This is a genomic window from Mesorhizobium sp. CA14, assembly GCF_020165195.1.
GTDB lineage: Bacteria > Pseudomonadota > Alphaproteobacteria > Rhizobiales > Rhizobiaceae > Mesorhizobium.
On the sequence record NZ_JAIUHR010000032.1, the window covers coordinates 25,294 to 47,214 of the forward strand.

At 63.3% G+C, this 21,921-nt stretch carries 19 protein-coding genes and 1 tRNA gene; 10 read left to right on the plus strand and 10 right to left on the minus strand.

Features of this window, described 5'->3' with window-relative positions; genetic code table 11:
* Positions 1-313: 313 nt before the first annotated feature.
* The 3 genes from LB565_RS25585 to LB565_RS25595 form a co-directional block, all read right to left on the minus strand.
* On the minus strand, positions 314-1,831 hold the full coding sequence (locus LB565_RS25585) for a hypothetical protein (RefSeq protein WP_224588789.1): 1,518 nt from the start codon (positions 1,829-1,831) through the stop codon (positions 314-316).
* Positions 1,824-4,202: a hypothetical protein gene (locus LB565_RS25590; protein ID WP_224588790.1), complete on the minus strand. Its 2,379-nt coding sequence runs from the start codon at positions 4,200-4,202 to the stop codon at positions 1,824-1,826. Before LB565_RS25590 ends, LB565_RS25585 begins: the two co-directional genes overlap by 8 nt.
* A 276-nt stretch (positions 4,203-4,478) precedes the next feature.
* Positions 4,479-4,928, minus strand: a complete 450-nt coding sequence (locus LB565_RS25595; protein WP_224588792.1) for a hypothetical protein — start codon at positions 4,926-4,928, stop codon at positions 4,479-4,481.
* Positions 4,929-5,452: 524 nt separating this feature from the next.
* On the opposite strand from LB565_RS25595, the gene LB565_RS25600 reads away from it, so the two are divergent.
* On the plus strand, positions 5,453-5,746 hold the full coding sequence (locus LB565_RS25600) for a hypothetical protein (protein WP_224588794.1): 294 nt from the start codon (positions 5,453-5,455) through the stop codon (positions 5,744-5,746).
* A 148-nt stretch (positions 5,747-5,894) separates the two neighbouring features.
* Complete coding sequence (locus LB565_RS25605; protein ID WP_224588796.1) at positions 5,895-6,341, plus strand: MucR family transcriptional regulator; 447 nt, start codon at positions 5,895-5,897, stop codon at positions 6,339-6,341.
* A gap of 175 nt (positions 6,342-6,516) precedes the next feature.
* Here the strand turns inward: LB565_RS25605 and LB565_RS25610 are convergent, their stop codons facing one another.
* The gene (locus LB565_RS25610) at positions 6,517-6,735 is read right to left on the minus strand and encodes a helix-turn-helix domain-containing protein (protein WP_202379517.1); all 219 of its coding nucleotides are present in this window, start codon (positions 6,733-6,735) and stop codon (positions 6,517-6,519) included.
* 93 nt (positions 6,736-6,828) lie between these two features.
* Between LB565_RS25610 and LB565_RS25615 the strand changes: the two genes are divergently transcribed.
* Positions 6,829-7,431 (plus strand): hypothetical protein, encoded by a 603-nt coding sequence (locus LB565_RS25615; protein WP_224588799.1) that lies wholly within the window; start codon positions 6,829-6,831, stop codon positions 7,429-7,431.
* Between the two features lie 274 nt (positions 7,432-7,705).
* Here the strand turns inward: LB565_RS25615 and LB565_RS25620 are convergent.
* Positions 7,706-7,780: transfer RNA gene (locus LB565_RS25620), tRNA-Gly, on the minus strand.
* 262 nt (positions 7,781-8,042) lie between these two features.
* Here LB565_RS25620 and LB565_RS25625 point away from each other — a divergent pair.
* The 4 genes from LB565_RS25625 to LB565_RS25640 all read left to right on the plus strand — a co-directional run bounded on the left by LB565_RS25625 (position 8,043) and on the right by LB565_RS25640 (position 10,886).
* On the plus strand, positions 8,043-8,537 hold the full coding sequence (locus tag LB565_RS25625; protein ID WP_224588801.1) for a prolyl-tRNA synthetase associated domain-containing protein: 495 nt from the start codon (positions 8,043-8,045) through the stop codon (positions 8,535-8,537).
* Positions 8,538-8,639: 102 nt separating this feature from the next.
* Positions 8,640-9,632 (plus strand): thioredoxin, encoded by a 993-nt coding sequence (gene trxA / locus LB565_RS25630; RefSeq protein WP_224588809.1) that lies wholly within the window; start codon positions 8,640-8,642, stop codon positions 9,630-9,632.
* A gap of 312 nt (positions 9,633-9,944) precedes the next feature.
* Positions 9,945-10,616 carry an LON peptidase substrate-binding domain-containing protein gene (locus LB565_RS25635; protein WP_224588810.1) on the plus strand — a complete coding sequence of 224 codons (672 nt, stop codon included), beginning with the start codon at positions 9,945-9,947 and terminating at the stop codon, positions 10,614-10,616.
* 24 nt (positions 10,617-10,640) lie between these two features.
* Complete coding sequence (locus LB565_RS25640; protein ID WP_224588812.1) at positions 10,641-10,886, plus strand: Trm112 family protein; 246 nt, start codon at positions 10,641-10,643, stop codon at positions 10,884-10,886.
* Positions 10,887-11,234: 348 nt separating this feature from the next.
* Here LB565_RS25640 and LB565_RS25645 read toward each other — a convergent pair whose 3' ends face one another.
* Genes LB565_RS25645 through LB565_RS25655 form a run of 3 tightly spaced genes read right to left on the minus strand, consistent with a single transcriptional unit; the run spans position 11,235 to position 16,988 of the window.
* Positions 11,235-14,567, minus strand: coding sequence for an error-prone DNA polymerase (locus LB565_RS25645; protein WP_224588814.1), 3,333 nt, complete (start codon positions 14,565-14,567; stop codon positions 11,235-11,237).
* Positions 14,564-16,054, minus strand: a complete 1,491-nt coding sequence (locus LB565_RS25650) for a DUF6504 family protein (protein ID WP_224588884.1) — start codon at positions 16,052-16,054, stop codon at positions 14,564-14,566. The genes LB565_RS25645 and LB565_RS25650 overlap by 4 nt, the downstream gene beginning before the upstream one ends.
* Positions 15,996-16,988 carry an ImuA family protein gene (locus LB565_RS25655; RefSeq protein ID WP_224588816.1) on the minus strand — a complete coding sequence of 331 codons (993 nt, stop codon included), beginning with the start codon at positions 16,986-16,988 and terminating at the stop codon, positions 15,996-15,998. The genes LB565_RS25650 and LB565_RS25655 overlap by 59 nt, the downstream gene beginning before the upstream one ends.
* 184 nt (positions 16,989-17,172) lie before the next feature.
* On the opposite strand from LB565_RS25655, the gene LB565_RS25660 reads away from it, so the two are divergent.
* Positions 17,173-17,610, plus strand: coding sequence for a metallopeptidase family protein (locus tag LB565_RS25660; protein WP_224588817.1), 438 nt, complete (start codon positions 17,173-17,175; stop codon positions 17,608-17,610).
* A 242-nt stretch (positions 17,611-17,852) separates the two neighbouring features.
* Here LB565_RS25660 and LB565_RS25665 read toward each other — a convergent pair whose 3' ends face one another.
* On the minus strand, positions 17,853-18,059 hold the full coding sequence (locus LB565_RS25665) for a DUF1737 domain-containing protein (RefSeq protein ID WP_224588819.1): 207 nt from the start codon (positions 18,057-18,059) through the stop codon (positions 17,853-17,855).
* Positions 18,060-18,147: 88 nt separating this feature from the next.
* Entirely contained in the window at positions 18,148-19,026 is an 879-nt protein-coding gene (locus LB565_RS25670) for an HpcH/HpaI aldolase/citrate lyase family protein (protein WP_224588820.1), read from the minus strand.
* A 589-nt stretch (positions 19,027-19,615) separates the two neighbouring features.
* On the opposite strand from LB565_RS25670, the gene LB565_RS25675 reads away from it, so the two are divergent.
* Positions 19,616-20,314: a response regulator transcription factor gene (locus tag LB565_RS25675; protein ID WP_224588822.1), complete on the plus strand. Its 699-nt coding sequence runs from the start codon at positions 19,616-19,618 to the stop codon at positions 20,312-20,314.
* A gap of 59 nt (positions 20,315-20,373) precedes the next feature.
* Positions 20,374-21,876, plus strand: a complete 1,503-nt coding sequence (locus LB565_RS25680) for a sensor histidine kinase (RefSeq protein ID WP_411970693.1) — start codon at positions 20,374-20,376, stop codon at positions 21,874-21,876.
* Positions 21,877-21,921: the final 45 nt, after the last annotated feature.

A 21,921-nucleotide genomic window follows, 5' to 3' on the forward strand; every position in this document is an offset into this window, starting at 1 on the left:
GGCAAGATAAAATGGCGCACATTGCGCGCCGGTTGTGTTGTTGCTTTTGCTTCGTTTTTCGGACCGTTTGGCACATTGCAGCCTCTTGGTGCAATGTGCGCCTAATACTGAACTATTTGTATTCACGTTGTTTATTTCACATTGCGGCGCAACGCGATGGCCCATGAGCGCCAGGCTCGCCTGCCTGAGACTGGTCGAGCCAGGGCAACAGACGGAAAGGTGGCCAAACGGAATCGGCTAGACTGTAACGGCCGTGCCGATGGGTCTTAGTACGCGTAGGTTCGGTTGCGCCGCGCTGGCGTGGAGTACGAGGTCAGGCCGCCGCCCCCTCCGGCAGGAGACCGCACTCTGTGGCTAGGGAGATAGCCGTTTCTATCCTGTCAGGTGTGGGTGAGGGGCTGAGTCTGCTCCTTCCCGGCAGCGCCGTCCATCCACCCTCTTCCATCACTAGCTTGAGGCGCAGGATCGTCTTGCCGCCACCGCGCGCGTCCTGCAGCCCCCTTCCCACCGCCCAGTATACATGCTGTGCGATCGCCCATGTCTCGATCGCGTGACGGATAAGTTCACGCGCCTCGCCCTGTCGGCGGGCGTTCGCTTCCCTACCCGCCCTTCGCAGCGGCAGGCGGTCTTCCCGGTCGAAGGTTTCCGGGTCTTCCGGCGTGTGGGCGATGCACAGGGCGAGCGCTTGCGCGATGGCCGTGGCGAGGCCTTGCCTGCTCTGGCTGCGTAGCGCATCGGCGATAGCCATCGTCGCGGACGATGGTGGTGTGGCAGGGTTGGTACCGTCCAGCCAATCCGATGCAGGTCCAACCCCGTCGATTGCGGCCTCCGCGAGGAAGGCGGAGACCAGTGCTGAGGTTCCTAGCGGTCCGTCCGCCTGGGCCAATCTATCAAGCGTCCATGCGAGAAGGGACTCCACAGAGTAGCGGAACAGCTGCCTGTATTGGAGCCGTCGCCACCGCGCCGCCGCTGTCTTCAATCCCTCAGGGACTTCGAAGCTGGGGTCCTCTCCTGCGAGAGCCGACCTCACAGCTCCGGTCGAAGCCAGTTCTGGGCGGGCGGCTGCGTGCAGAAGTAGCTTGATGCCTTCCGCCCGGGTCGCCGTAGCAAGGTCGCCAGTCAGGGTTCTCGCTGCGTGTCTGCGCTCTTGTTCCGTCAGTTCGTCGGGCATCCATGCCTGCGCCCAAGCCAGTGCTTCTTCTCTCGTGACTGTCACCGGGCCGAAACTCGAAAATGCAGGATGGCTAAGCCGGTCGGCAATTCTGGCTTCGAATGCATCAAGCGCAGCGTTGGCATCGGTTTGCGGCACAAGAACCTTTGCGTTCACGTCATTGCGTGCGAGCCAGCCGAGGGCCTTGAGGCCCGGTCCGTAGTTCACTGCGGCGGAAAGCGAGGTGCTGTCCGCGCGACCTTCCCGGAATGCTTTCCACGTCGCTCCGTAGAAGTCGATTTTCTGCGCGCCAAGCAACTGCCCCATGGCCTGCCGTCCTGGAAGATCCGTCTGGGTTGCTGAGATGAAAACAGACCAGGCGAAGATGACCTCGCAGCGTGCCACGAAGTCTTCAAGAACCGTTGCGTCGGTATCCGGTCTGCCTTCGGCCTTGGCGAGCCTCAGCGCGCGCCGCCACGCCCATGAGACAAAGGAGAACGGCCTAACGTGTCTCGCGACGTTGTTCAGCCCGTCAGCCACTAGGTTCATAAGGTCGAAGTTTGTCTGTCGGAGGCCGCACGGATCTACCGACGAATGCGCGATTTGCGTGTCGTCGACGAAGCTTGGTCCATCCGCAGCACTCGCCTCGGACAGGATTTCGGCCATCGTGCGCTTAGCCATCGAGACCCTCCGGCAGAACGAGAACTTTCTGGCAGCAGTTGGCCGATCGGGCCACGCCGAGGCTTCTTAGCCTTCCCTGCTCGATCTTGGGGAGCGTCATGCGGCGGTTACAGCACGATCCCGTGCCGCTCATTATGTGAACGCGGCGCCGAGCCGTTTCGGATATGAAGGCGTCTACCATCAGCCGAGATTCCGAGGGGCAGGAGTCGAGCAACTCGGCATATCCATCTCGAGGAATGCCGTTTGTCAGCGCAGCGGCGTATGCTCCTGCCTGCTCGCGCCATGTCCTGATCGCGACGATCCTGGCCCAGGACGCCTTGTAGGTAGCCACGTGGCCCATCGCGGCGATGAACGGTTCCGCTGGCTTTTCGGAAGGACAGTCTCCGCCGAGGTCTCCTCTAGTCGTTAAGAAGCGCTGGCGCGCTGCTCGCGCTGCGTCCGAGGACGGATCAGGTCCGCACAAAGCGAGGATTGCCGATGCAGCCTCTTCGTCCAGAGGTCCGTCTGCCGCAGCGGCGCAGTAGGTATCCACCACCCGCTTTAGCCAATGTTCTGCCTTGGCTGCGGTTACTCGGTCGGCAAGCCTGTCACATGCATATGCCACGAGCGTCATCGCCCTCAGCGCAGTCTCGCGGCTGGCTCCCTTCGCAAGCATGGCGTCGATAACCTTGTCGAGAGCTTCGAGGGGATCTCGATTGCCTCCGCCGTTGCCCTTTCCGGTCTTCGGCCTCTTTCGGCTTTTCCCCGGTTCAGGTTCGTCTTCGTGATCATCGCGTCCGATTGGACCGCGACGCTCCTTAAGCGCAGATAGAAGCGCATCTACGAACCTAGCCCAGCCCCGGCTGGCTTCCCCGCCGCCCGGCTTCGCCGTAGCCGAGCCGCCGATATTCCACAAATCTGATGTAGGGATCATGGAAGGCCCGGTCTGCTTGGGTCCCGCGCTCCCGCCGCCTCCAGCGATCTCGGGCCGGAGAAAGCTGGGATTGTCGTGTGCCCATTCAAGCAGCACGCGAAAGTCGTCCGGCGTTTCGGTGCCGCCGAGAATAGCCGTGAGACTGGCAGCAGCCTTTCCTGCAAACCGTCTCAAGACGGTAATTGCCGAGAGAGACGCGAACCCCTCCGCGGCGCTCTGTCCCGCCTCGACCCTGAACACGACGCGCCCGCCTCGCAGAGATGCGGCCTCGAAGCCGGGAATTGCGACGCTGAAGCTGGCGTCATCTTCGAGGATGACATCGGCAAGCGGCTTCCATCCTGCTGGACCATAGTGAAAGAGCTGGGCAGCCCCTACCATCCTAGGCGAAAGCACACGTCCCGTGATTGCGTCGCCAGTTACGGATGCGCGAAGCACACCGGGCGGCGGGCCGTCGTCTTCTGCTTCGTTTTCCAGCGGAAGCAGGGGGAGCGGCACTGGGGCGGGAACAAGATGCCATCTGACCGTCGAGTTGCGCTGCACACGCGCCACGCAGGCCTCGACGTTGAAACCAGTCAGGGCTGCGCCGGAGGCGTTCGCGCTTCCAGAAACGATAAGCCTGCCGTTTCTGCAGGCAACCTCGAATGCCTTGGCATGCAGCTTCCTGTTTGCCGTATCCGTAAAAGGTTCGGCCGACACCGCAACGACCCGCGACTTCGCGCCGAGCGGCCAATTGGCTCCTGCCGTGCCTCGCACCGTACCTCCCGCATGCGCGTGAACGTGCACTTCCTCCAGCTTCAACCGACTGCACAAATCATCGACCGCTGCGCCGCCGTCCCAGAAGGGCGCGGCAACCGTAAGCCGAATCGCGCCGCCGAGTTCTTCAGCGATGTCCTCCATGGATTGGGCGATGCTTCCCCCGAGGCTATGCAGGAAGCGCACCGAGCCATCCCCGCGTCCGCGGCCTGCCGCGCGAGTGAGATCTTGTGCGAGGAACGCGCATGCTTCCTGCGCCCCGTGAACAATTCCTCGCTGGCCGCCCAGCAGGTCAAAGAACCGCGCAGCCCCGTTGAAGGCATCGGCAGCAAACGAGGGATGAAGGTGCTCGGCCGTCTCGAGATTGCGGCCCCATCCGCTGAACGTAAGGTTGCCCGATCCGACGATGAGATGGCAGTCCTCGTCAGATACGAAGACAGAAACTTTGGGGTGAAAGACCCCTTTGCTGACGGAAACGGGTTCGATCTCGTAGTCGCGGCCCGCGCGCTGCGCTCCTTGTTCGCTCAGTCCGGATCGGATCCCTTCAACGTCGGCGAGGATAAGTGCCTCATGGCTGCGCCCGCGCACGAGTGCATCGAGAACGACGGATTCGAAAAACGACAGGCTGAGGGCGTAAGTGGTGAAGACTGCCCTTCGCCACGACTGAACTCCTGTGATTTCGGCAGGCTTGAAACCCAAGTTCATCCCCCCTGACCCTTTAAGCAGAGCTTATAGCATCGACAGGCTAAGAAGGAAGTATCCCACAACCATTGGAGGATGTAGAACCCATAAATCTAGCAGCTAGGCTTCCCTCGAAAACTGCCGTCGATCCGGCATTGCCTGGGCGGTTTGTTCCCAAACTGCAAACACTCACACCCCGATTGCCGTAATTTTCAAGCGTAAATGGTTGTTGTTCGCCGACTCTCACGTAAGAGTCATCTTCATTTGCTCAAGCGAGTTGAGGACAATAAAAATCGTTAGTTACGTAGCCAGTCTAGTAGTTCCCATACCCCAGCTTCGCACCGGCCATCTGCCCTCTGCGTCCTTTTCCTCTATTGTGAAATGAAATTCCTTAAATTGATGGGCTTCAAAGCGTGGCAGCATGTCCGAAAATTGCCCTCGAGTAACGTGTAGGGAAAGGCTCAATGACGGTAGCTCATCGGCTTCAAAAAGAACGCCCGCATCGGGATGGTCCGTCTTCATCGGGGTGGGAGCCATGATCATGACGACTCCAGGCCATCTGAATGCTGCACCCGGCATGATGAGCGAGGCAGCCAGTATCATATAGGTGAACTCAACTGATTGGCGCGGCGGGCCAGGCTGCGCGACCTGGCCAAAGTTGACGTTGGCCGAACCGACGATTTCGCCGCGCCATTCGCCAGCGACTACGGGGGGCAGCTGAAGACCGTTGGACTTTTTCCGGGCTGTCATTCTCTCGACTTGCCCCAGGTAGCTGACGGTTTCAATATCTGCTACCCCAAGCTTGGGAGTCGGTAGATGTCCGAGGTCAAGCTGCGAGGCTGCCGGGTCGTATCTCAGTTTGAAATTTGACGATGCGAAAGCTGTTGTCGCGAGCCGGCGCCAACTCCTGCATGCTTAGTGGAGAGCATTGGAGATTTGCGTGAGCAAAAAGCGGGTCCTAACCGATGCCGAAAAGCGCCACGTCCATGATGTACAGATGACTATCGAACAGGCCAGGTTCCCTGACCACATCATAAGGATTTTCGTGAAGCACGAGACGGACGACGACGGGAAGCCGTTGTGGACCATGACGAAGACAAAAGAGGCAGAGAAGCCGAATGGATGGAAGCCGTAGTGCCAACCGGACCTAAAGGCAAAAGCGCCCCGCCGACGTGATCGGCAATGCGCTCTGGTCTATGGGTACCTCTGCGAGAAGATGGACGCCGTTGCGCCGAAGCCGGGACCGCGCGGGCCGTAAAAAAGCGCATCACTCAATGAACATCTTTGTTCCACTGCTGTCTCTTATCGGGCCGATTTATTTCGCTGCCCGTGGCTGGCCCCTTGAATTCGTTGTCGCATGGGCCGCTCTTTGGACAGGCCTACGCCTCATCGCTACTTCGAAATCGGTTTTCGAAAAACTCAGAGAGAACGATGGTGATGAGCCGATGATGACCTGGTATCCTTACGTCGCTTTCGCCGGAGTCTTTTTAGCCACGTTTGCGATGTTCGGAGCTACGCACCTAGTGGTCTATTGGACGATTTGCCGCTCGATTCGAGTTTCAAACTGAGACACTACCGGCTGCCGCGTACTATTGCATCGTCCGCTTAACCCTGGAATCTTTCGCTTGGCAGGTGCCCAAACCGCTCGGTAGCATTTATCTATGATTGCCCGTAAACGGCGCGGGGCGCACTTAGACTCCATACAGGAGCGAATACTTGAGCGAACAGAACGAAGCCCAGACAATTGATCTGGTCGAGCTGACTGCCGATATTGTGTCGGCCTATGTCAGCAAGAATCCACTACCCGTCGCTGGTCTACCCCACCTTATTGCTTCAATTCACTCATCTTTGGCAGGTATCGGCCAGCCATTTGCCGCCGAAGAGCCGAAGCGGGAGCCAGCCGTCAACCCAAAGCGATCGGTGTTTCCTGACTACATCATCTGCCTTGAGGACGGGAAGAAGTTCAAATCCCTGAAGCGCCATCTCGGCGTGCACTATGGGCTGACGCCAGACGAGTACCGGGTCAAGTGGGCGCTGAAGTCTGATTATCCTATGGTCGCGCCGAACTATGCGGCCCAACGATCGGCCCTCGCAAAGTCCAGCGGGCTTGGCCGCAAGGCCGTAGTCGCGCCTGCAAAGAAATCAGCACGTCAGAAAGCTTGATTTTCATCCAGCTGGGAGCGGGCAGTTTGGCGATAGGCAAGCTATGAAGTTCTAGGGATCACGAACGTAGCGCGAGCGTTCACCATGAGGCGCGTAGTCGCCGCTCGCTCGCTACAGCGCCGTTTAGTTGGCGCGCTCGCGAGCGGTTTGCGCCCAGGTCTACCTATAAAACTGACTACGGATAGTCGCTTGGCTTGACCAACTCCAAGTGACTTACGCCTAACGCCTGAGCAAGCTCATAAAGAGTGATCACCGTGGGGTTCCGCCGACCGCGTTCGAGGCTGCTCAGATACTGCTGACTGAATCCGGAGCGTGCTTCTACGTCCTCCTGCGTCAGGCCTTTCTCCCGCCGAATACGCGCGAAGTTTTTTCCAACCAGCTGACGCATGTCCATGCGTCGACAATCGAGGTTTACACACTTTAAGTTTATCAACTATAATATGTATTCTTATGGCGGGAGACTTGCCCTACGGAAGGAGCCCATGCTGTGGCAGCGAAAAAGTCGACTGTTCTCGCCGCAACCGGCGACGACACGGAATTGCATCCGGCAGCCTTACACGATCCCGCACTTCTGCTCGTGCGCGATTGGCAAATAGCTCGGTATATATCCATCCTTTTATGCCGCGTGCAGCAGCGGTTGGAGAGCCAAATCATAGTCGATCCCGGAATTCAGGGATTGACCTCAGAATTACCGACGCGAGTTCAAGACAAAACGGCGTGCACTCTCGATGGTCCACGGGAGTATGCGGTTGCGCAGGAGGCCGAGGTCTTTGCGATGACCGAAGCTCTTAAGCTCCAGGACTCTGTCCCTGATATCGCGGCAACGTCGCTTGAAGGAGTAATTGCCAAATTGCAAATCATTGTCGGCGCAGATCGAGACATCGGTGATCCCACCGACTTTCCTTGGCCGCATATCGCGTCGGTGCTACGGGACTTGGAGCAGATTGCGGGATACCTGCCCCGCTGCCGTCCAAGCCGAGCAAAAACGCGGACCGACGTTGCCAGGCACTGGGCCTCGGCAGTTGAGCTTGTCACTGCTCTGATCGATGAAGAAGCGCCGCAGCAGCGTGGCGAGCCGTCTCGGGCATAATGCAGCACACCGTGCGCAACTATCATTTTTATCGTCTCGTCCTGTCCACGCCGTCCACAGCTATAGGAGAGACCCCAGTCTCCCAAGTCGGAGGAGACCGACCTTTGCAACTGGACGTGCGTTAGCGATTGGACAAAACGTCCCCGACGAATTCGGGCGTCAAGCCGGTTCCCGACTCTCAAACATCGTGTTGACCAGGTGTTGACCACGCTGAAATAGAAAGGGCCACCAGATGGTGGCCCTGATCTAAGTGCTTAATTTCCCTTCAGGAAACTGGAGCGGGTGAGGCGATTCGAACGCCCGACCCCAACCTTGGCAAGGTTGTGCTCTACCCCTGAGCTACACCCGCTCGCGCGGCCTTGGGCCGCAAGCCGCGCCTATATGGCCGAAGAGCGCGGCGATTGCAACAGGGAAATGACGGTCTTTTTGGAGCGAATTTCTTCCTGCGGCGAAGTACGCATCGAAAGCATCAAAGCGGCGCCGAACCGGACCGATCGCAAATCCGCAGGCAAAGCCGTCGCCCGCTTTTCCTGGAATTGCTCCGGCGGTCTTGCCCCGAGGGCACGGTTGGCCGTAAACGGCATGAGCCCTGTTCGACCGCGCGAGGACCGATGCCGAAGACTGAAGCCGAGCTCAACGAATTTCTTGCCGGTCTCGGCATTTCCGTCTCAACGGTCAGGCACCCGCCGCTGTTCACGGTCGCCGATTCGCAATGCCTGCGCGGCGAGATTCCCGGCGGCCACACCAAGAACCTGTTCCTCAAGGACAAGAAGGACAACTATTTCCTCGTCACCGTCGGCGAGGACGCCGTGGTCGACCTGAAGCAGATCCACCACCTGATCGGCGCCGCCAGCCGGGTGTCGTTCGGCAAGCCGGAGATGCTGATGGAGCTGCTTGGCGTGATCCCCGGCGCGGTCACCGTCTTCGGCCTGATCAACGACACGGAAGGGAGGGTCAAGGTCGTGCTCGACCAGGCCTTGATGAGCCATGACGTCATCAACGGCCATCCGCTGACCAATGAGGCGACGACCTCGATCGCCGCCGCCGACCTGATCAGATTCGTCGAGGCAACCGGCCACGATCCTGTTATCCTGAAAGTCTCATAATCTTGAAAGTCGGGGCCTGATCGCCACATGGAAGGCGGTTCCGAAATCCGATAATGACGCGCCGGGCGCCGACGCCTGGAGCGCGACCGAAAGGGCGACACGATGAGCGACAACAATCCGTATAGCGGCGCGTTTGGCGGCAATGGCGGCCAATACGCCCAGACGGTGCAATATGGCGGCGGCGACCGCCCCAAGGTTTCGCTGGGCGACGCGCCGGCGGCGGCCGACCTGATCAAGGAGACGACAACAGCCGCCTTCGCCGCCGACGTCATCCAGGAATCGCGCCGCCAGCCGGTGCTGGTCGACTTCTGGGCGCCATGGTGCGGGCCCTGCAAGCAGCTGACGCCGCAGCTCGAAAAAGCGGTGCAAGCCGCAAGCGGCAAGGTCAAGCTGGTCAAGATGAACATCGACGATCATCCCTCGATTGCCGGCCAGCTCGGCATTCAGTCGATCCCCGCGGTCATCGCCTTCAAGGACGGCCAGCCTGTCGACGGCTTCATGGGCGCTATCCCCGAAAGCCAGGTAGCCCAGTTCATCCAGAAGGTCGGCGGCAAGGGCGGCGGCGCGCCGCAGATCGCGGACGCGCTTGCGGCGGCCGCCGAGGCGCGCACGGCCGGCGACGCGCAGACCGCGGCCGACATTTACGATGCGATCCTCGAGCAGGCGCCCGAGACGCTCGAGGCGATCGCCGGCTTGGGCGAGATCCTGTTTGACGCTGGCGATGCGGAAGGCGCCAAGGCCGTGCTCGCCCGAGCGCCCGAGGATAAGAAGGACGCGCCCGCACTGGCGGCGCTGCGCGCCAAGATGACGCTGGCGGCGGAAGCGGCGGCGCTCGGCAATCCGGCCGAGCTCGAGCGGCGGCTCGCCGCCAACCCCGCCGACCATCAGGCGCGCTTCGACCTGGCGATGATCCAGAACGCGCGCGGCGAGCGGAATGCGGCCGCCGACAATCTGCTGGCGATCGTCAAGGCCGACCGGAGCTGGAACGACGACGGGGCCAGGGCGCAGCTTTTGAAGCTGTTCGAGGCTTGGGGAATGACCGACGAGGCGACGCTCGCGGCACGCCGCAAGCTCTCGTCGCTGCTGTTCTCGTAGCGCGGCTCGGCGTCTCACGGATTCGCAGGACCGCTCTCAGTGTTGTTCTGACGCAATTCCGGACGGAAAACCGTTTCACACTTTTCCTGGAATTGCTCTAGGCTTGTTCTTTGCGCAATTCCGGGCGGAAACCGCGGTTTTCGGAATTGCCCCGAATTTTTTGCCGGCTGTCGCGGCCGGCAGGCTTGAGCGGCGGAGCGCCAGCGCCAGATAAGGGCAGGCTGGCGGTTCGCCGCCAAATGAGGACGAGTTTGCCGGGCGAGAGGAGATTGCAGGTGATGCGCTTGCCGGCGTTGCTTTGGGAGGGTTGCGGTGCGCGTCGGTAACGCACTCTACCGGCTTGCCAAGGATTTGCCGGCGGCAATCCCGGTGTTCCCGCTCGCCGGAGCGCTGCTTCTGCCCGGCGGCCGCATGCCGCTCAATGTCTTCGAGCCGCGTTATCTGCAGATGATCGACCAGGCGATGGCCGGCTCCCGGCTGATCGGCATGATCCAGCCGAGCCTCGACGGCGCCTTGCGCGACGACGGCGAGCCGGAGCTGTGCAGCGTCGGTTGCGCCGGACGCATCATCTCGCTCGCGGAGACGGGCGACGGCCGCTATCTGATCTCGCTGCAGGGCGTGTGCCGGTTTCGCATGGTGCAGGAGCTCGCGGCAAAGGCGCCGTTCCGGCAGTGCAAGATCATGCCGTTTCTCGCCGATCTCGAGGAGGATCCGGCCGGCGCCGAGGTCGACCGGCCGGCGCTGCTCAAGGCGTTTCGCGCCTATCTGCAGGCCAACGATCTCGAGGCCGATTGGGAGAGCGTCAGCCGCGCCGAAAACGGCATGCTGGTCAACGCGCTGTCGATGATGGCGCCTTATGGACCGGCCGAGAAACAGGCGCTCTTGGAAGCGCCGGACCTGAAGACGCGCGCCGAGACGCTGATCGCCATCACCGAAATGACGCTGGCGCGCGAGGACGATGAGTTTGGGCCGAGCCTGCAATAGTTTGCTGACACGGGGGTGAGTTCCATGACGGACGGACGGGACGGACGAAAGGCCACGGTCGACCCGAAACTATTGGAATTGCTGGCCTGCCCGCTGACCAAGGGGCCGCTGACCTGGGACCCCGAACGCAGCGAGCTGGTCTCGCGCGTGGCGAAGCTCGCCTATCCGGTGCGCGACGGCATCCCGATCATGCTGCCCTCGGAGGCGCGCACGATCTCGGCCGAGGACATGCTGACGCCACCGCCGCCGCGGCTCAGCGGGCCGTCGTGACGGCCTTTCGCTGACAACCGCTTCCGGAAGAATGCCGCAAGCCATCGAGATTGGCGTCGGCGTCCGTGATTGCATAACACCGCTGCAGCACGGAAATCCGAACGCTGGCGGGACAGCACCCCCCTCTGCCCTGCCGGGCATCTCCCCCGCAAGGGGGGAGATTGGCAGTTCTGGCGCTCCGCCATTCTTGCAACGTTGGAGATTGGCGAAACCGGCTGAGCGTTCAATCTCCCCCCTTGCGGGGGAGATGTCCGGCAGGACAGAGGGGGGTGTGAAGGAATGCGGCTTCACAATTCTTCCTCCCATCTTGGCGTCTTGGCTCCAATTGAGGACAGAAGGCGTTTGTGCCTACTGAAAATTGCGCCCTTTCGGCATGACCTGTTGCGCGGCGCTCGATAGCGTCGCGACGTCTTGGTGGACCGGCTGGCCACGGCTTGCGGCGGATCCAATCGGCCGTTTGGCGGGATTATGCTCGATGACCGGTCGATTGGCCGATTCCAGCAGCACGCTCAGCCAGGACGTCAAATCCTCGACCCTGTCGGCGACGATGTGGATGACGTCCGATTCGTGCTGCAGCTTGCCGGTGACGCGGATGAAGCGGGCACCCATGACGATGGAGCGGAAACGGTCGAAGACGCGCGGCCAGATGATGACGTTGGCGATCGACTTCTCATCCTCCAGCGTGAGGAAGATGGCATTGCCCTTGCCGGGACGCTGGCGGACCAGAACGAGGCCGGCGACAGAGACGCGGCGGCCGTCGCGCACCGATGGCAGGCAGGCATTGGGGGTGATTCCGGCACGATCCAGCCTTTCGCGCAGGAAGGCGACGGGATGCTCCTTCAGCGACAGGCCGAGCGAGCGGTAATCGTGGACGACATGCTCGCCGAGCGGCATTTTGGGCAGTTTCGTTTCCGGCTCCAGCTCACGCAGGTTGAGCGAGGGCTGGTCGAACAGCGGCAGTTTCTCGGCGGCGCTCTTGCCGTCGAGCGCCCGCACCTCCCAGAGCGCGGCACGACGGTCGAGGCCGATCGAGCGGAACGCGTCCGCCTGCGCCAGTCTTTCGATCTCGCCGACATCGAGGCCCGAGCGCAGCCAGACATCCCTGACCGAACGATAGCCGTCGCCGCGCTGCGCGACGACTGTATTCATGCGCTCTTCGGACAGGCCCTTGATCTGGCGGAAGCCGAGCCGCACGGCATGCGCCGTTTCGATGACGCCGCGCATCGAGGCATGACGATCGAGGATGCGTGACGGATCGAAGGCGGTGGCCTCCAGCGTGCAGTCCCAGACGGAATGGTTGATGTCGACCTCGCGTATCTCGACACCATGGTCGCGCGCGTCGCGCACGAGCTGCGCCGGCTGGTAGAAACCCATCGGCTGGGAATTCAGGATCGCGGCGCAGAAGACGTCGGGAAAGAAGGTCTTGAACCAGCAGGAGGCGTAGACCAGCAGCGCGAAGGAGGCGGCGTGGCTTTCGGGAAAGCCATATTCGCCAAAGCCTTCGATCTGCTTGAAGCAGCGCTCGGCGAACTCCCTGGGATAGCCCTTCTCGACCATCCCTTCGACCATTCGCGTTTCATAGTTGCCGATCGTGCCTGTGCGTTTGAAGGTCGCCATGGCGCGGCGCAGTTCGTCGGCTTCGCCCGGCCGGAAGCCGCCGGCGACAATGGCGATCTTCATCGCCTGCTCCTGGAACAGCGGCACGCCGAGCGTCTTGCCAAGGATCTCTTCCAGCTCAGGCTTGGGGTATTCGGCCTTCTCCTTGCCCTGTCGTCTGCGCAGATAAGGATGCACCATGTCTCCTTGGATGGGACCGGGCCGCACGATCGCCACCTCGATGACGAGATCATAGAATTCGCGGGGCTTAAGCCGCGGCAGCATCGACATCTGGGCGCGGGATTCGATCTGGAAGACGCCCAACGTATCCGCCCGGCAGATCATGTCGTAGACGCGAGGGTGTTCCGGTGGGATAGAGTCCAAGCTGTAGGGCCGGCCGTAATCGTCCCGCGCCTGCGGATAATGCTGCGTGAGCAAGGTCAGAGCGCGCTTCAGGCAGGTCAGCATGCCGAGCGCCAGCACGTCCACCTTGAGGATCTTCACCGCGTCGAGATCGTCCTTGTCCCATTCGACCATCTTGCGCTCCTCCATCGCCGTCTTGACGATGGGCACGACCTCGTCGAGGCGGTCGCGGGTGATGACGAAGCCGCCGACATGCTGGGAAAGATGGCGGGGAAAGCCCATGATCTCGTTGGCACGCTCCAGCACCTGCCTGGACAGCGGATCGGTGCGGTCGAGGCCGCCGGCATTGGCTTCCCTTTCGCCGAGCTCGGAGGTCGACCAGCCCCAGATGGTGCTCGACAGCGCGCTTCTGACGTCTTCCGACAGGCCCATGGCCTTGGCAACTTCGCGCAGGGCGGAGCGGCCGCGATAGCTGATGACGGCGGCGGCCAAGGCGGTGCGCTTGGCGCTGTATTTCTCGTAGATATAGGCGATGACCTCGTCGCGCCTTTCATGCTCGAAATCGACGTCGATGTCGGGCGGCTCGTTGCGCTCCTCGGAGATGAAGCGCTCGAAGAGTGCATCGATCCGGTCGGGGCCGACTTCGGTGATGCCGATGCAGAAGCAAATGACCGAATTGGCGGCAGAGCCGCGCCCCTGGCAGAGGATGTCCTGACTGCGGGCGAATTTCACGATGTCGTAGACGGTCAGGAAATAGCGCGCGTAATTCAGGCGCTCGATCAGGGCGAGTTCTTCTTTGATGCGTTGCGTGACATGCGAAGGCACGCCGGCCGGGTAGCGCCTTGCCGCCCCTTCACATGCCAAACGCTCGAGTTCGGCCTGCGGCCCAAGCCCGGATTCGGTCGGCTCGTCCGGATAATTGTATTCGAGGTCGCTGAGCGAGAAGGTCAATTCGTCGGCGAAGCGCAGCGTCTCCGCCAGCGCCTGCGGGTGGCGGCGGAAAAGCCGTGCCATCTCCAGCGGCGGCTTCAGGTGGCGCTCGGCATTGGCGGTCAGCTCCAGCCCGACCTCGGAAACCGGCGTGTTGAGGCGGATCGCGGTGAGCACGTCCTGCAGCGGCCGGCGGTCGGCCGCATGATAGAGCACGTCATTGGTCGCCATCAGCGGGACGCGCGCATGCTCGGCCATCGCCGCGGCCTGCTCGATGCGGAAGCGGTCATTGCCGCCATAGTCCGGCGTCACGGCAAGACGGAGCGCCGCGCCGAAGCGATCATTGAGCCGGCTAATGAATGCCAGACTGTCTTCCGAGCGGCCAGACAAATCGGGCAGGATCGCCAGCGACATCCGATCGCCCCATTCGAGCAGGTCGTCAAGCTCGAGCAGCGTCGCGCCCTTCTCGTTCTCGTCGCGCAGATTGGCTTGCGTGAGCATGCGGCAAAGATGGCCCCAGCCCTGGCGGTCGCGGGGATAGGCGAGGATGTCCGGCGTGCCGTCGCCGAACACCAGGCGGCAGCCCGGGTGATAGGCCATCTTCTCCACCTTGGCCTGCTGCCATGCGCGCACGACGCCGGCGACCGTGTTCCTGTCGGCAAGCCCGATCGAAGCAAAGCCGTAGAATTTCGCCGTGACCACCAGCTCTTCGGGCTTGGAGGCGCCGCGCAGGAAGGAGAAGTTCGAGCTTATGCCGAATTCGGCATAGGGGATGACGGTCAGCGCGTTCATGCGAACACCCCATGCATGAACCAGCGCGGCGGCGCGGCCTGCGGCGCAGTGTTGTAGAGACCCTGGCGGTAGAGCCAATAGCGGCGACCCTCGCTATCCTCGATGCGATAATAGTCGCGGGTCGGCGCCTCCTCCTCGCCGGGCAGCTGGCGCCACCATTCGGCGGCGATGCGTTCCGGCCCCTCGGCGCGGGCGACGCGGTAGAGCGCGCGCCGCCAGCGGAAATTCATCGGCGGTCCCTCGGGGATCTCGGTCGCCGGCACTTCGATCGGTTCGGGCGAGCGGAACAGGCGCACCGGCCGCTCCGGCGGGTAGACGGTCATCGGCGGCGCTGTTCGGGGCGGCGCCGCCCGGCCGGCCGCCGGGGCGCGCCTTTGCGGCGCTTCGGCGAAAGGCACAGTTTTGACGGCCCGTTCCGGCAGGTGGCTCTCGACGACCACCGGCTTCAGCACAGCGGCCTCGCCGAGACGGGCGCGGACGCGGTCGGCAAAGAGCGCGATGTCGGCGTCATCATCGGCGGTATCGCCGGTGAGGTCGCCCTGAGCCAAGTCGAAGGCGGCGACCGACAGCACGGACAGCCGCACGAGGTCGAAGCCGAAGCCGGCGTCGATGTTCTGCTCCAGCGCGGTGAGCCGCTCATGGAACAGTCTTTGGATCAGCCGCGGCTCGCGCATCGGGCGCGAGGTGCCGACGGCGATGCGGCTGACGGCGCCGTCGATGCGGAAGAGAAGCAGCGCCAGCGTCCTTGCGCCCTCGCCGCGGCGTTCGAGGTCGGTCTTCAAGGCGATCGCCAGCCGGCTCACCAGCCGCTCGATATCGTCGGTGAGCATGACCGGCTCGGCAAGATGGCGCTCGACCGAGAGCGGCGCGACGGGAAGGCGCGGCGACACGGCCTCGTCGAGCCGGCCGAGCGCCTGGTCGAGACGCAGAAGCAAGGTGGCGCCGAAACGGCGGGCGAGCGGCGCGCGGGGCGCGGCCATCACCGCGCCGGCGGTGCGCAGGCCTACACTTTCCAGGCTGGCGCGGGTCTCCGGCGCAATGCGCAGCGCCGACAAGGGCAGCGGCGAAAGCAGCGCTTCTTCCTCGCCACCGGCCACGATGCGATCGCCATGGAAGCGCGCCGCCGCCCAGGCGGCACCCGGCGTCGAGGCCAGCCCGGCACGGACATCGAAGCCCTGCTGGAAGAAGCGGGTGAGGATCTCGTCCTGCATGGCGCGCTCGCCGCCGAACAGATGCGTGCAGCCGGTGACGTCGAGGAACAGCCCGTCTTCCGCGTCGATCGCCACCAGCGGCGTGTAGCGGTCGCACCAGTCGGCAAGGCCTTCGAGCAGGCGGCGGTCGGCCTCCGGGTCTGCCTCGACCACATCGATCGAGGGGTGCATGGCGCGGGCATCGGCAATGCCCATGCCGCGCTTCAGCTTCAGCGCCTCAGCCCGCTCGTCGAGGGCTGCGATGCGCTGGGTGTTGTTGTCGCGATGGCTGATCACCAGAGGCAGGTGATGCGAGGGCCGGGAACGCCAGGACCGCCCCAGACGCTGGCGCAGGATCCGTTCCGCCGCCAGATGCGGGAACCACAGCGACAGAATTCTCTGTTCTTTCTGCAAAAGCGTGCTCATCGGGGTTCCACTCCAGTGTGAACTGTCCGGGCAGGGCCGTGCGGCTCTTGCCGATATCGACTTTGAAGGCGGGGCGGCCGATCGAGCCGGCGAGCGGCCCGGCGACCGTCTCGCGGCTTGCCGAAGGTGCGGCCGAAACAATGAGGCGCACGGGTGCGGCGGTGGGATCGGCCTCGCCGGCCTGGCGCAGCAAAAGCAGCGGACGGCCGGCATTCCGGGCCCGCGCATGCAGCCGGCGCGTGGCGGTGAGGTCGAGAAGCCGCGGACTGCCGCGGATCTCGAGGATGACTGCGGCGAAGGCGGTCATGCGGGCGGCCTCCTCGGCGATCCAGAGCGCGTCGAGCAGCTTCGGCGCCTCGGAAAACAGCAATTGCTCGGGCTCGATGCCGAACAGGGCGTGAAGGCCCCTGGCATAGGGCAGGCCGGCCTCGTGAAAGATTTCCGCCGTCCCGACCCAGAGGATCGGCAGGCCCTGCTTCTCCCTGAGGATCAGGCTTACGAGCGAGAGCGCGAAACCGGCGACGGCACCGGCATCGCGAGTCTCCAGGCCATGGATTTCGCTGAGCGCCGCCTTGGGCAGGCCGCCGCCGAGGGCTGCGTCGAAGCGCTCGATGCCGGTGTGTAGAAAGGCGTCCACCGAGGCCACGGCAAGACCGCGCCGGACAATCGTCATGTCCGACTTGGCGATATCGTCGGGCGCGCTTCCTGCAGGCGCCTGCAGGCGCTCGGGCAGCGTTCCCTCGATCTTCGCTATCTGGCGGCGCAGGGCAAAAACGGTCTCCCGCGCCACGGCGCTTATCGCCATGACGTTCACTTCCAGCAGCAATTGTTCCTGTTATGTTCTTATAGATTCCAGAGGCGGCCGGAAGAGTCAAGCAGACTCGTAAGGAATTTATTCCTCCGGTTTTTACCCTGAAAGCGAACGCCCCAGCCGGCCCATTTGCCTCAATCGGCGCGAAAGCCTATATGCCGGGATCAAAGGACAGTTCATGGCCCGCATCTACAAGACCCGCACCTGGCACGACCAGCTTTCTCCGTCGATGGACGAGATGGAGCTTCTGGCGCTGGAGACCTACGCCCATCTGCCGGACGAGTTCCGCAAGCTCACCGGCGAGATCATTATCCAGATCGCCGAGTTCCCGACCGACGAGATCATGGACGACCTGTCGCTGGAGACGCCCTTCGACCTGCTCGGCCTGTTCGAGGGACGCGGCATCGCCGAGCGCTGGAACCCACAGACCGGCGAGGGCCCGAACCGCGTCACGCTCTACCGCCGCGCCATCCTCGACTACTGGGCCGAGAACGAGGAGACGCTGGGCGACATCGTCACCCATGTGCTGATCCACGAGATCGGCCATCATTTCGGCCTATCGGACGACGACATGGAGCGGATCGAGGAAGCGGCCGAGCAGGCGGCGCCGGGCTGAGCGCGCACCTCGTCATCCTAGGGCGAAGCAAGGAGCGAAGCGACGCGCGTAGACCCTAGGATCCATGCCATTCCATCAACACCAAGCCCGCGGTGCAGAACGGAACGCTTGCCGCCCGACACCCGCAATGTTCCCTATATACTGGCCCGCCGCGCCCTTCGGCAGAGGGAACGGAATGGACCCCGGGTCTGCGCTCCGCTTTGCGTCGCTACGCCCTAGGATGACGAATGAGAGAGCCTGCCCTACCAGTCGCTCAGCTTGGTATCGGCTGTGTAGTCGTGGCCTTCGACATCCTTCACCACGGCCTGGCCGCAGCGCATCGACTTCGTCTGCTGGTCAAAGCCATAGGTCGGCGAGCCGAACAGGTGCCAGCCCTTGTTCAGCGCCGCCGTCACCTTGTGGCAGAAGGTGGCGTCGTCCGGGCCGGTGAGGAAGCGGTAGAGTTTCATGGATTGATCCTGTCGTGCCTAATCTGTCGTGCCTAATTATCGTGATTGGATGAAAAGCCGGGCCTGAAAAATCATATCTCGTCCGACATCATGCGCCGATGATCGCGGCCTTCGCCAGAAGTTTCTCGGCTTCCGCCAGATGCAGCCGCTCGACCATGCGGCCGTCGAGCGGAATCACCCCTTTGCCGGCATTTTCGGGCCGCGCGAACGCCTCCCGGATCGCGCGGGCCCTGGCCAGCGCTTCGGGCGACGGTGAAAAGGCGCGGTTCGCCGCTTCGATCTGGGCGGGGTGGATCAGCGACTTGCCGTCGAAACCCATGGCGGCGGCTTCCGCGCATTCGCCGGCAAAAGCGTCGAGGTCGCGAAAATCGTTGGCGACGCCATCGATGACGTCGAGCCCGCCGGCCCGCGCCGCAAGCACCAGCTGCATCAGCCAGGGCATCAGATAGCGCCGGTCGGGCGTCGCCAGGATGCCGGTCGCCTTCACCAGGTCGTTCGTTCCGGCAACGAAACAAGCCAGCCTCGAAGCAGGGTCGCGGCCAAGCTCGGCGATGGCGCCGATGTTGAGCAGCGCCCTGGGCGTCTCGATCATCGCCCATAGTTTCACGCTGTCCGGCGCGAAATTGTCGTCGAGCAGGTCGCCTGCTTCGAGGATGTCGCGCGGCGTGCTGATCTTGGGCAGAAGAATGCCGTCGGGCTCGGCCTTGGCCACCGCCAACAGGTCGTGGGTGCCCCATTCGCTGGCCAAAGGATTGATGCGCACCACCATCTCGCAGCGCCTTTCGCGCCCGGCGAGAATGCCTGCGACCTTGTCGCGCGCCGCTTTCTTGTCGGCGGGCAGGACGGCGTCTTCGAGATCGATGATGACGGCGTCGCAGCCCAAGGAGCCGAGCTTGGCGAGCGCCTTGTCGTTCGAAGCGGGAATGTAAAGCACCGAACGGCGCGGGCTGTAAGTGTCGACGGTCATGGCCGATCTATGCCGGGTGATGACAGATGAGGCAAGGCGGAGCCTCTCGAGGGACCGGACAATCGCATATGGCAGCGCCAGCCCCCGCTCCGTCTCGGCGCTGCGCGCCGAGACGGAGCGGGGGAGCGCCCTAGCGATTATCATGTCTCAGGAGGAGATGGCTCCTGCACCAAATCTGCAAATCTGTGCGGAAAACTTCCTCCAATCCGCCGCGCGTTTTCCGCATGGGCTGGCGAAACCAGCGCCATGCGAACGCCTCACACATCCCGCTGGTCCCTGCCGCGCCGGCTCCGCAATGACGGCTGGTGGCTCGTCGAGCCGCAAAGGCGGTGCCACGAGGCGGCCATCCTGCCTTTCGCCCCGAGGCCGCTCCACATGGTGGGAGCGGACACGCCGGGGACGGTCCGGCGATGACGCTCCTTGCCGACCCTGCCATGGGCTCTGCCCAGGCATGCGCAAATGCCCGAGGCCTTTGTCGATTCATCTCCTTGTCCCGATACAACTGCGGACTGAAAACAATTTCCCACTTCTCCATGGAATTGCCCTAATCCTACCGTCACCGAACCCCACGCACCGGGCCGCTGATTTCATGCCGCACAACATACTCGTCGCCGACGACGACCCTCATATCCGCGAGATCATCTGCTTCGCGCTGGAAAAGGCCGGCATGAAGACGGCCGCTGTCGCCAACGGCGCAGCGGCGCTCCAGGCAGTCGAGCGCCGCGCGCCCGACCTCATCGTGCTCGACATCGGCATGCCGGAGATGGACGGGCTGGAGGTCTGCCGCAGGCTGCGGCAAAAATCCGACGTGCCGGTGCTGTTTTTGTCCGCGCGCGACGAGGAAATCGACCGCGTGCTCGGGCTGGAGATGGGCGGCGACGATTATGTGACGAAACCGTTCAGCCCGCGCGAGCTGGTCGCCCGCGTCAACGTCATCCTGCGGCGCGCGCGTCCGGCGCCGGTCGAAGAAGAAGCCGACGACCGTCAATTCGTGCATGGCAAGCTCATGCTCGTCCCGGCAAGCCATGAAGCGAGCTTCGACGGCAAGCCGCTCATCCTGACGGCGATCGAATTCGCGATCCTCAAAGGCTTCCTCGCCCGCCCGCAGCATGTGCTTGGCCGCGACGCGGTGATGGCCAATGCCTATGCCTCCAACATCCATGTCTCGGAACGCACGGTCGACAGCCACATCCGCAATTTGCGGGCCAAGCTGGCGGCGGTCGGCTGTCTCGACGCGATCGCGACGGTGCATGGCGTCGGCTTCCGGCTCGGCCGATGCGGTGGTTGAGCAAGGAAAGGTGGCGGCCGCGGCTTGCCACCGTCGTCGTCGTCATCCTCATCCTGGTGATGGCGCTGCCGCTGGTCGGGCTGTTCTTCTTCCGGCTCTATGAGAACCAGCTGATCCGCCAGACCGAGGGAGAGCTGATCGCGCAAGGCGCGGTCGTTGCCGCTGTCTACGCCCAGGAGGTGCGCGCGGCCGGCATTGCCCAGGACAGGCTGGGTTCGCCGATCTCGGCCGATCCGGCGAGGGACAGCAACTATCCCTATGATCCGATCGAGCCGCGGCTCGACCTTGCCGCCGACGATGTCATGCCGATGCGTCCCGCGGCGCTTCCCGCCGTCCCCGACCCGGCCTTCGCGGCCATCGGCGCGCGGCTCGACGGCATTCTCGACGAAACGCAGAAAACGACGCTTGCCGGCTTCCGCCTGCTCGATCCGCGCGGCGTGGTGATTGCCGGCGGCGACGAGGTCGGCCGGTCGCTTGGCGAAGTCGAGGAAGTACGGACCGCGCTTTCGGGCCATTATGCCAGCGAACTGCGCTTGCGAATACCTGACCAGCCGGCGCCGCCGCTTTATTCGGTCAGCCGCGGCACCAGGGTGCGCGTCTTCGTCGCCATGCCGGTCGAGCTCGACGGCCGGGTCGCGGGCGTCGTCTATCTGTCGCGGACGCCAAACAACATCGTCAAGCACCTCTATGGCGAACGCGGCAAGGTGACGTTGGCGGCGATCACGATCGTCGGCGGCACGCTCTTGATCGCGCTGGTGTTCATCCGCACCGTCAGCCGGCCGATCTACGCGCTGATCGAGCGGACGAAACGCATCGCCGCCGGCGACCGCGAGGCGATCAGGCCGCTCGCCCATCACGGCACGCGCGAGATGGCGGCGCTGTCGGCGGCTTTCCTCGACATGGCGCAAAAACTGCAGGCGCGCTCCGACAGCATCCAGACCTTCGCCACCCATGTCTCGCATGAATTGAAATCGCCGCTGACGGCAATCCAGGGCGCGGCGGAGCTGCTGAGGGATTCCGGCGGCGCGATGGACGAGGCCGAGCGCAAGCGTTTCTCCAACAACATCGTCACCGATGCCGGGCGGCTCAATCTCCTGGTGCGTCGGCTGCTTGACCTGGCGCGCGCTGAAAATCTGGAACCGAGCGGCGAAAGCACGACGCTTTGTGCGGCATTGGCATCCTTGCCGATCGACACAAGGCTCGAAGCGCGGCTTGAGGGCGGCGGCGATATCGGGCTCGGCATCTCGGCCGAGAATCTCGGCATCGTGCTCGCCAATCTCATCGACAATTCGGCACGACATGGCGCCCGGCAGGTGGCGATCCACGCCTCAGCCGATGGCGAGCGCGCGTCGGTCCGGATCGGCGACGACGGCGAGGGAATCTCGGCCGCCAACCGCGCCAGGATCTTCGAGCCGTTCTTCACCACGCGGCGCGAATCCGGCGGCACCGGCATGGGGCTCGGCATCGTGCTGGCCCTCCTGAAAGCGCATGATGGCACGATCAGGCTGGTTGACTCCGAGCGCGGCACGCGCTTCGAGATCGATCTTCCTGCATTGATTTGAGCGTGCGAACCCGAGCGTCGGGACCATGCTCTGGAGTCGGAGAAC